Raw genomic sequence first — 9895 nt, forward strand, 5'->3', positions numbered from 1 at the left:
CGTCGGACTCGGTCCCGTCGGCATGGCGGCTCTGATGCTGGCCAAAGGGCGCGGGGCGAAGAGCCTGATCGGCGTCGACGTGCAGCCCGACCGGGTCGAAACAGCGCGTAAACTCGGTCTTCTGGACCATGGTTTCGTAGCCGGCCCCGAGGCGCTGGAGGCGATCACGACGCTCACCAGAGGCGGCGCCGCGGTGTCGATCGACTGTTCCGGCAATCCGCGCGGGCGCGTTCTCGCTCTGCAGTCCACGCGTACCTGGGGCCGCTGCGTCTATATTGGCGAGACGGGGCCGGTGCAGTTTGACGTCAGCGACGACCTTCTGCACCGGCAGTGCACGATCTATGGCTCCTGGGTCACAAGCGTGCACAACATGGACCAGTGCTGCGAAGACCTCGAGGCCTGGGGCCTGCATCCGCACGACATCATCACCGATAGTTTTCCGCTGGAGCGGGCGCCCGAGGCCTATGCGCTGATGGCGGGTGGCCGCTCCGGCAAGGTCGTCATCACGTTCGAGGACTGACGCCGATGAACCTGCGGCTCGAAAACGTGCATCTCGGCCTCGAGGTGACGACCGCAGGTGGGAGCGTCTGGCGCTTTTTCGCCAAGCGGGACAGTGCCGAAATGCCGATCTTCCGCGAGCCGCAATGGGGCCCCGAGCGGAATGCCCTGACGTCCGGCTGCTTTCCCCTGGTGCCGTTCGGCAACCGCATTCGGGGCAATCGCTTCCCCTTTGAAGGCAAGACCTATGACCTGACACCCAACATGCCTTGGGACCGGCACTACCTGCACGGGGATGGCTGGACGGGGCAGTGGGACGTGCTCCGGCACCGCACCGATCAGCTCCGTCTCGGTTTCGACCATCAGGATGGTGCCACACCCTACCGATACAGAGCCGAGGAGACATTCGCGCTCGACGGTCGAACGCTGACACTCACCTTGTCGGTGACCAATGAAGGTCCCGTGCCGATGCCGTTCGGGCTCGGCTGGCATCCTTACTTTCCGATGTCCCCTCGGACGACGCTGAAGGCGCGGATGCGCAGCTTCTGGGAAGAGGACGAGGCTTGGCTGCCGACGGTCGAGCGGCCGACGGGCGGCGATCTCGATTTCGCGACGGGTGCACCGCTGCCGCGGCGGTGGGTCAACACGCAGTTCGAGGGCTGGGACCGGAAGGCTAGCGTCACTTGGCCCGAGCGGGACATGACGCTTCACATCGACGCCGATCCGCTCTTTGACCGGTGCCTGATCTTCGTCTCGGATCCGGCTTTCAACCCCGGCTACGCCTACGACTTCTTCTGTTTCGAGCCCATGAGCCACAGCATCGACGATCACAACAAGCCGGACGGCGGCGGTTTGCAGCGGCTCGCACCGGGCGAGCACCTGTGCGGCGCGGTTCGGTTCACCTTGGCTGAGAACTGCGACCAATGACCGCCGCGACGCAAACCGGCAAGCAAGCGCGGCGCGGGCTAAGGCTCGGCACGCTGGAGATGAACGAGATCGGCCTGCTCGTCATCCTCGCGCTGCTCTACGCCGTGTTCGGGGCGACCACGAACGGGTTCCTGTCGGCCAACAACCAGATCTCGATCCTGCGGGACGGCGCATCCATCGCGATTGCGGCCTGGGCCGTCACGCTCATCATCATCGCGGGCGAGATCGACGTCAGTGTCGGGCCGATGGTGGCGTTCACCTCCGTGTGTCTCGCCTTCCTGCTGCAATGGCATGCGCCTGCGCTCATCGCGATCCTGGCCGCGCTCCTGGTCGGGGCAGCCTTCGGCACGCTGGCCGGGATGTTGCGAGCCTATGCCGGCATGCCATCCTTCGTGGCGACACTGGGCTTGTGGAGCGCTTTGCGCGGCCTCGCCTTCTTCACCACCAATGCATTGCCGGTCACCTTCCCGGACAACGATCTGCTGGATTCCCTCTCTGACCAATGGTTCGGCATCCCGGCTTCGGCCGTCGTGATGCTGATCCTGTTCGGGATCTTCACGTTCGTCAGCCGCAAGACCGCTTACGGCCGCTCCATCTTCGCGATCGGCGGCAATGCCAGCGCGGCGGAACTCTGCGGTATTCCTGTCGCGCGTATCCGTGTGCTGCTGTTCACCACTTCCGGCGTCATGTCGGCCCTGGCGGGCGTGCTGCTCACGGCGCGACTCGGGTCGGGCAACGCCGGAACGGCATCCGGGTTGGAATTCGACGTCATCGCCGCCGTTGTGATCGGCGGCACCTCACTTTCAGGTGGCCGCGGCTCTATGCTCGGGTCGCTCCTCGGCGTCTTCGTCATAACCCTGATCGGCAACGGTCTTGTGCTGCGCGGCATCAACCCATTCTTCCAAGAGGTCGTGCGCGGCGTCATCATCGTGCTCGCTGTTTTGGCGAACATCCTCGTGTCACGCTTCCGCGAACGGCGGCGCGGGGCACGATGACGGCCGCATCCTCCCCGACGCTTCAACCCGTCGCGACGGTTCGGGGCGCCCACAAGCGATACCCCGGCGTCGTCGCGCTCGACGGCGTCGACTTCCAGATCGCTCCCGGTGAGATCCGGGCGCTACTCGGCAAGAATGGCGCCGGTAAATCGACATTGATCCGGTGCCTGACAGGGGCGACGGAGCCCGACGAGGGCACCGTTGCGATCGATGGTCATGCTCTAACGGCAAGCGGGGCGCAGCGCACGATCGAAGCGGCGCGGCACGGCGTACGCGCCGTGTACCAGGAACTCAGCCTCATCCCCTCGATGAGCATCGCCGAAAACCTGTTTCTCGGCCGCTGGCCGTCGCGTGCCGGAGTGCTCAGCCACGATGCGATGGACCGCATCGGCCGCGATACGCTCAGCAGCCTCGGCCTCGACCTCGATCCGGCGCGACGGGTGGACACCCTCAGCCCTGCCGAGCGGCAGCTCGTCGAGATCGCTCGAGTGCTCGTGGGAACGCCCAAGCTCGTGATCCTCGACGAGCCCACCAGTTCCCTCGCGGCGGCGGAGGTCGACGTTCTGTTCACGGCCGTCCGTCGGCTCGCGGCCGCAGGCATCGCGGTCATCTACGTCAGCCACCGCATGGCGGAGATCCGGGCTATCGCCGAAACCGCCACGGTAATGCGCGATGGGCGGGTCGTGGCGACGCTCGACGTTGCAGGCGCCAGCACCGCGGAGATCGTCGGCATGATGCTGGGACGGGAGGATGCGACGTCGGCGTTCGACGCCCGCTCCATCGCTGACGACGTGGTGCTTGAGGTCAACGGCGTCGCGCTCCGGCCGAAGCTCGACGGCATCGATTTCGTCTTACGGAAGGGCGAGGTGCTGGGTCTCGCCGGGCTCCTCGGCTCGGGACGCACCGAACTTCTCCGCGTGGTGGCCGGGCTGACGGCGCCCGATCGCGGCCGTGTCTTGATCGATGGGCAGGACGTGACAGCCGAGTCCTATCGGCAGCGCGTGGGCCGCGGCGTGGGGTTCACGCCGGAGAGCCGCAAGGACGACGGCATCGTCCCCTTGTTGGGCGTCGACGAGAACGTCGTCGGGACGGATTTCGGCAAGGTCAGCCAATTCGGCGTGTTGTCGGCGTCGCGGATAGCAACAGCCGCAAGCGGCATCGTTGCACGCCTCGGTGTGAAAGCCGCCCGCACTGATACACCGATCGGTACGCTGTCGGGCGGCAATCAACAGAAGGTCGTAATCGGGCGTTGGATCTATGCGGGAAGCCGCATCCTGCTGCTCGACGAGCCGACCCGCGGGGTCGATGTCGAGGCGAAGGCTCAGATCTACGCGATCGTGCGCGAACTGGCGGCATCGGGGTGCAGCATCATCTTCGTCTCAAGCGAGGTCGAGGAACTGCCGCAGGTCTGCGACCGTGTCCTCATCTTGAGCGGCGGCCGGCTCACACAGAGCTTCACGGCACCCGACATTCGCACCGAGGCACTGATGGCGGCGTGCCTGTGAGGGGTCGAACAAGCATCCGCTGATGGGTGCCGAACAGGGGAGAAACGCCTGAGGGCGGAGTGCCTGAACGCCTCGCGGGTCCTGTCGCTCGCGGATGCCCGTGAGCAGATCGAGGATTGGAGGTGCCACGACAACGAAGACCGACCTCATGCTGCCTCGGGCGGCTTGACGCCCCAAACCTTCGCCAACCAACCTGTCACAGCCCGAGAACTTGCGTAGGCTCTGGACCACAAACCGGATCAATTCCACTGACCCGAAGGCCATATCTCAGGGCGGACCACTTCAGTGGGGGCGGATCAGTTGCCGGCGACCGATTCCCTACGCATCGCGATCACCAGCAGCAGAAGCCGCCATCGACCAGAAGGTCGACGCCGGTGACGAAGGAAGCTGCTCCGGACAGCAGAAATACTGCCGGCCCCACCATTTCGTCGACGCTGGCCATCCGCCCCATCGGGGTCTGCTCCTCGAACAGCTTCGTCTGGTGCACCATTTCCGGTCGCGTATTCATCGGCGTCGCCGTGTAGCCGGGGCTGATCGTGTTCACCCGGATGCCGCGGCCGACCCACTCCATCGCCATCGACTTCGACATGTGGATGACGCCCGCCTTGGAGGCGTTGTAGTGGCACTGCGAAAGCCCGCGATTGACGATGACGCCGGACATGGAGGCGATGTTGACGATCGATCCGCGCCCGTGCGCCAGCATCGCGCGAGCCTCGGCCTGAGCCGACAGGAAGACGCCCTTGAGGTTGACGTCCATCATCGTCTGAAACTGGCTTTCCTCCATCGCCTCCGCCGGATCGGCGTTGGCGATGCCGGCCGCGTTCACGGCGAAGCGAAGCGGGCCGAGCTCGCGTTCCGTCCGCGCCACCGCGTCGGCCAACGCGCCGGCGCTGGTGACGTCCGCGGCGAGCGAGATGCTGCGCCGGCCGAGGGCCGCGATGGATGCTGCGGTCTTCGCCAGCCCGTCGTCCGAACGGCGGTCGAGAAGGGCGACGTCGGCGCCGGCCTCGCCGAGCCCCACGGCGATGCGCTGACCGATGCCGCTTCCCGCGCCGGTCACGAGCGCGACGCTGCCCGATAGATCGAAAAGCTTCATGGGATTTCCCTTTCGACATGCGGCGGCGGCGCTCAGGTCGTCGCGCGTTCCATGATGGCGACGTGCGTCGCCGCCCCGCGATCGAGGATGCCGCGGTTTCGTCCGCGCGAGAGCACCATGACGCGATGCGACAGGCCGATCACCTCGTCGAGATCCGAGGAGACGACGATCACGGCCATGCCGGACCGCGCCAGATCCGCGATGGCCTCGTAGATCTGTGCCCTGGCGCCGACGTCGACGCCGCGCGTCGGCTCGTCCATGATGAAGAGCTTGGGCTCGCGCGCCAGCCGTTTGGCGATCACCACCTTCTGCTGATTGCCGCCCGGCGAGCTGTTCCGGCCGCCCTTTCACGCCCATGGACGCGATCGCCTTTTCCGCGAAGGTCCGCTTGGCCTTCGGCCCGATCCAGGAGCCGCCTGCGATCAGGTCGAAGTTACCGACGGCGATGTTGTTCTCGATGGTCTGCTTCAGCAGCAGGCCCTGGGCCTTGCGGTCCTCGGGAACGAGCACGATGCCGGCGCGCATCGCGTCCTGCGGCTGCCTCAGCTTCAAGGGCCGGCCTTCGAGCCGTACCTCGCCCGACGACAGGGCATCCACTCCGGCGATGGCGCGCACGAGTTCGGTGCGCCCGGCGCCGACGATTCCGGCGATGCCGAAGATCTCGCCCGCCCGGACGGAGAAGGAGATGTCGCGGAAGGCGCCGGCCGCCGAGGTCAGGTCCGAGACGTTCAAGACGTCGCGCGGCTGCGGCGACGGCAGGTCCGGAAACAGGCGCTCGACGCTGCGGCCCACCATCTCCTCCGCGAGCTGACGAACGGGAACCGTCGCCTTGTCGTGCACCGCGATCAGATTGCCGTCCCGCAGCACGGCGATCCGGTCGGCGATGCGCGCGATCTCCTCCAGGCGGTGGGAGATGTAGACGGACGCGACGCCTTCGGCCTTCAGGCGCCGGATCTGCTCGAACAGCCGGTCGGTCTCCTTGCCGCCGAGCGCCGCCGTCGGCTCGTCGAAGATCAGAAGGCTCGCCTGAAGCGTCAGCGCCTTGGCGATCTCGACCTGCTGCTGCGCGGCGACCTTCAAGGTTCCGACTTTCGCGGTCGCCGGCACGTTTAGTCCCAGTCGCTTCATCTGCGTTTCGGCGCGCCGGTTCATCTCGGCACGGTCGATCCGGCCGCCCTTCGTCAGCAGACGGCCGACGAACACGTTCTCCGCGATGGACAGCTCCGGCAGGAGCCGCATCTCCTGGTGGATGAGGCCGATGCCGCGCGACAGCGCCTCGGCCGGCGAGCGCGGGGCGTAGGGTTCGCCGTTCCACGTCATCTCGCCAGCGCTCGGCTGCACGACGCCGGCGATGATCGAGGAGAGTGTCGACTTGCCGGCGCCGTTCTCGCCGAGCACGGCGATGCACTCGCCCGGCCGGATGTCGAGATCGATGCTTTCGAGGACGCGGACCGGCCCGAAGGACTTCGCGACCCCGCGGATCGTCAGTCCCTCGAAGGCCGGTTTCCTGGCGGCTGCGTCGCCGGCGAGCGCGGACATGCGACAGCCCTCCCCAACTGCGTCTCGGTCGAGTCGGAAGCCGGCGGAGCCGGCGGGGGAGGCGCTCGAAGGCGCCTCCGAAGACATCCGTCAGGGATGCTGCTTGAGGAACGGCGCGACGTTTTCCTTGGTGGTCAGCGTCGCCGGCTGAAGCTGCGTCGCCGGCACGCTTTTCTTGTTGGCGAGCTTGAGCGCCGAGTCGAGGGCGAGACGGCCCATGAGCTGGGTCTGCTGCGTCATGGTCGCCGTCAGCGTTCCGGACCGCACGGCTTCCAGGCGGGCGACGTCGCCGTCGAAGCCGACCACGATCACGTCCGAGAGGTTGCCGACTTTGGCCGCCTGCGCGGCGCCGAGCGCGAGCGCGTCCGCCTGGCCCCAGAAGATCGTGATCTCCGGATCGCGCTGGATCATCGCCTGCGCGATGGCGAAGCCCTCGTCCTGCGCCCACTGGTTGCTCGCCTGCTTGGCGAACTCCTTGATGCCCGGACAGTTCTTCATCGCCTTGGCGAAGCCTTCGTCGCGATCGATATGGGGCGTCGTGCCGATCTGGCCCTGGATCTCGGCGAGACGGCCCCTGCCGCCCGACCGCTTGCAGACGAAGTTGCCGAGTTCCTCGGCGGCGACGCTGTCCGTCGCGATGAAGGTGTCGGCGGGCGCGTCCGGCGGGTTGCGGTCGACGGCGACGACCGGGATACCGGCCTTCCTGGCCGCCTCGACCGGCACGCTTGCCGCGGTGGCGCCGGCCGGGATGTAGATGATCGCGCTGACGTTACGGGTGATGAGGTCTTGGATCTGGCTGACCTGCGTCGCGGAATCGCCGGCCGCATCGACCGTCACGACCGCGACGCCCGTGGCGGCGCCTTCCTTCTCCACCGACTGCTTGATCTGGTTGAAGAAATCGGCCTGGAGGTTCGCGACGGCGAGACCGATCGTCTTTTTCTCCTGCGCGTGTGCCGGCACGCTCATGACGGCGGCCGACAGCGCGAGGCCGGCGGCGAGGGTCTTCAGACAGTTCACGCGCATATGGTCCTCCCGTTGCTCAGGTTGAAACTCTGCTTGGGGACGTCCACGGCGGCTCACTTGCCGCGCTCGCGTCCCAAGGTGTCGAAGGCGACCGCGAGGGCGATCACGAGGCCGATCACGACCATCTGGAAGAAGGGTGAGACGCCGAGGAGATTGAGGCCGTTGCGCAGGACGCCGATGATCAGCACGCCGATCAGGGTGCCCGCGATCGAGCCGACGCCGCCGACGAGGCTCGCCCCGCCGATCAGGACCGCGGCGATGGTGTCGAGCTCGATGCCGAGGCCGGGACTCGGCTGCGACGAGTTGAGGCGGGCCGCGAGCACCACCGCCGCGACGCCCGCGAGCGCCCTGGCCGCGGCGAAGGTGACGATGGTGTAGCGCCGCACATCGATGCCGGCGAGCCGCGCGACCTCGGGATTGCCGCCGATCGCGAAGAGGTTGCGGCCCGTCGCGCGGTACGCAACGCGGCGCTGGTCGCAGTCGCCTACGACACGCTGCTGCGCCGCTCCGAACTCGTCTCTTTGTATACATAGGGGATCTGCGTATACATAGGGGATCTGCACAAGGGCGCCGACGGCTCCGGCACTGTGCTGGTGCGGCGCTCGAAGGCCGGCCAGGAAGGGGAGGGGGCGATCAAGTGCCTCGCACCCGACATCATGGCGCACATCGAGGCGTGGCTCTCGGCCGCGCACCTCGAGAGCGGGCCGCTGTTCCGGCCGCTAACGAAGGGCGGGCAGGTCGGTGCGACCGCGCTCGGGGAGGAGAGGTGGCGCGGGTGTTCCGCGATCTCGCCACGGCCGCCGGACTGAAGCTGGCACGGCCGCCCTCCGGGCACTCGACCCGGGTCGGGGCGACGCAGGACATGTTCGCAGGCGGCTTCGAGCTGCTCGAGGTGATGCAAGCTGGCTCGTGGAAGACTCCGGCGATGCCGGCTCGCTATGGTGAGCGCTTACGCGCGCAACGTGGCGCGGCGCGAAAGCTCGCAACGCTGCACAATAGAGCTTAGTTTCGGGATGAATTGCATTGCTAAAATTTCCAAGATTACATTCTGTGAATCCTAGATAATTTTCGTCTCCATGACATTGTAAATTTCGACGTCATCCCCATAGTGTTTAACGTCTTGTTTATGGATGGCGTCGGCGAGTCTTTTCATGCCTCGCACGCTTTCCGTAAAATAGATACGATCGACTGAGATCCTGTCTCCCGTCTTGGCTCGTTGAGTAGATCCCTTAGCTTTGTCCAAGTAGATATTATTTACAACTCCGCCCGCGCGAATGATTAAATCACGCCTAGCCTTCTTTTAAACATAGGGGCCGAGGACCGGCATGGGAAAATCAAACTTAAGAAACGCACATAAATATTTACCGTATTCCTCAGGTGAAGTGTATATTGCTACTGTAACACGTTGTTGTACGCGATCTTCCATGATTTTTTTAGTACTGAAATTGATGATTTCTGCAAGAGAAACGTTGACACTAGAGCCGCGCCCGAGCGTGTTGGGACGGCTGGATGTTTGAGGCGTTGAGGGGTGAAGGAGGATGCCGATGCCTTCACCCTTGTCCGTCGATCTACGCCAGCGTGTCGTCTCTGCCGTTTCGGAGGGGGCCTCCTGTCATCAGGCGGCAGCCCGGTTCGGTGTCTGCGTGTCCAGTGCCAGTCGCTGGTCGGAGCAGGTCCGCGAGGAAGGGCAACTCGCGCCCAAGCCGTCTGGGGGCGATCACGCCTCGCTGCCGCCTCGCCGTCCCGCACGGGCATTACAAGACCACCACCGTCACCGCCGCCCTGGGCGATGGCCTGTGTGCCACCACCCTGTTCGACGGAGCCACCAACGGCGCACCCTTCCGAGCCTACGTCACCGATACGCTCGTACCCGTGCTCAGGTCCGGCGACACTGTCATCCTCGACAATCTGCAGGCCCACAAGGTGACGGGTATGCGCGAGATCATCGAGGCTTCCGGGGCAGGGCTGCTCTACCTCCCGCCCTACAGCCTGGACTTCAATCCTATCGAGCAGATCTTCGCCAAGTTGAAGGGCCTGCTCCGAACCGCGGCAGCCCGCACCGTCCCAGACCTGTGGCACACCATCCGGCAGGCCTTCACTCGCTTCACGGCCGACGAGTGCCGCAACTGCATCGCTGCCGCCGGTTACGATACCGACTTGGACGTCGCTACGTGAGCGGGAACGGCTCTAGAGGCTATTATGAACCGGCTGCGAGTAGAGCGGCCTTTTTGAGCATGAGGCAGACGAAGGCGACGATGTGCAGGTCGGCCAGCGTGCTGGCGTCGCGCTCGTAGTCTTTGACGAGCCGGCGG

General features: G+C 65.7%; 7 protein-coding genes and 5 pseudogenes. 7 read left to right on the forward strand and 5 right to left on the reverse strand.

The genetic code is table 11. The features are described 5' to 3' along the window. The 5 genes and pseudogenes from MFF42_RS03655 to MFF42_RS03675 form a co-directional block, all read left to right on the forward strand. The coding region (locus tag MFF42_RS03655) for a zinc-binding dehydrogenase (RefSeq protein WP_238254538.1) at positions 1-520 on the forward strand (520 nt) is incomplete at its 5' end. A gap of 5 nt (positions 521-525) precedes the next feature. Continuing rightward, complete coding sequence (locus MFF42_RS03660; RefSeq protein WP_238254539.1) at positions 526-1425, forward strand: aldose 1-epimerase; 900 nt, start codon at positions 526-528, stop codon at positions 1423-1425. Beyond that, positions 1422-2420 (forward strand): ABC transporter permease, encoded by a 999-nt coding sequence (locus MFF42_RS03665; protein ID WP_238254540.1) that lies wholly within the window; start codon positions 1422-1424, stop codon positions 2418-2420. The genes MFF42_RS03660 and MFF42_RS03665 overlap by 4 nt, the downstream gene beginning before the upstream one ends. After that, the gene (locus tag MFF42_RS03670; protein WP_238254541.1) at positions 2417-3925 is read left to right on the forward strand and encodes a sugar ABC transporter ATP-binding protein; all 1509 of its coding nucleotides are present in this window, start codon (positions 2417-2419) and stop codon (positions 3923-3925) included. The genes MFF42_RS03665 and MFF42_RS03670 overlap by 4 nt, the downstream gene beginning before the upstream one ends. 45 nt (positions 3926-3970) lie before the next feature. Further along, a pseudogene (locus tag MFF42_RS03675) lies at positions 3971-4144 on the forward strand (integrase core domain-containing protein); the annotation flags it as partial. 112 nt (positions 4145-4256) lie between these two features. Here MFF42_RS03675 and MFF42_RS03680 read toward each other — a convergent pair. The 4 genes and pseudogenes from MFF42_RS03680 to MFF42_RS03695 all read right to left on the reverse strand — a co-directional run. Next, positions 4257-5021 (reverse strand): SDR family oxidoreductase, encoded by a 765-nt coding sequence (locus MFF42_RS03680; RefSeq protein WP_238254542.1) that lies wholly within the window; start codon positions 5019-5021, stop codon positions 4257-4259. A gap of 32 nt (positions 5022-5053) precedes the next feature. Beyond that, positions 5054-6560: pseudogene (locus tag MFF42_RS03685) on the reverse strand (sugar ABC transporter ATP-binding protein). Between the two features lie 90 nt (positions 6561-6650). Beyond that, positions 6651-7577, reverse strand: a complete 927-nt coding sequence (locus tag MFF42_RS03690) for a substrate-binding domain-containing protein (protein ID WP_373875129.1) — start codon at positions 7575-7577, stop codon at positions 6651-6653. Between the two features lie 59 nt (positions 7578-7636). After that, a pseudogene (locus MFF42_RS03695) lies at positions 7637-8041 on the reverse strand (ABC transporter permease); the annotation flags it as partial. A gap of 135 nt (positions 8042-8176) precedes the next feature. On the opposite strand from MFF42_RS03695, the gene MFF42_RS03700 reads away from it, so the two are divergent. Further along, on the forward strand, positions 8177-8392 hold the full coding sequence (locus MFF42_RS03700) for a site-specific integrase (protein ID WP_238254543.1): 216 nt from the start codon (positions 8177-8179) through the stop codon (positions 8390-8392). A 735-nt stretch (positions 8393-9127) separates the two neighbouring features. After that, positions 9128-9758: pseudogene (locus MFF42_RS03705) on the forward strand (transposase). Between the two features lie 22 nt (positions 9759-9780). Here the strand turns inward: MFF42_RS03705 and MFF42_RS03710 are convergent. Continuing rightward, positions 9781-9895 (reverse strand): annotated as a pseudogene (locus MFF42_RS03710) (IS5/IS1182 family transposase); the annotation flags it as partial.

This window comes from Methylorubrum podarium (assembly GCF_022179745.1).
GTDB lineage: Bacteria > Pseudomonadota > Alphaproteobacteria > Rhizobiales > Beijerinckiaceae > Methylobacterium > Methylobacterium podarium.

Bases quoted from the DNA above. Each gene is read 5' to 3' on its own strand.
- MFF42_RS03660 (WP_238254539.1), top strand. From the start codon at position 526: ATGAACCTGCGGCTCGAAAACGTGCATCTCGGCCTCGAGGTGACGACC.
- MFF42_RS03665 (WP_238254540.1), top strand. From the start codon at position 1,422: ATGACCGCCGCGACGCAAACCGGCAAGCAAGCGCGGCGCGGGCTAAGG.
- MFF42_RS03670 (WP_238254541.1), top strand. From the start codon at position 2,417: ATGACGGCCGCATCCTCCCCGACGCTTCAACCCGTCGCGACGGTTCGG.
- MFF42_RS03680 (WP_238254542.1), bottom strand. From the start codon at position 5,021: ATGAAGCTTTTCGATCTATCGGGCAGCGTCGCGCTCGTGACCGGCGCG.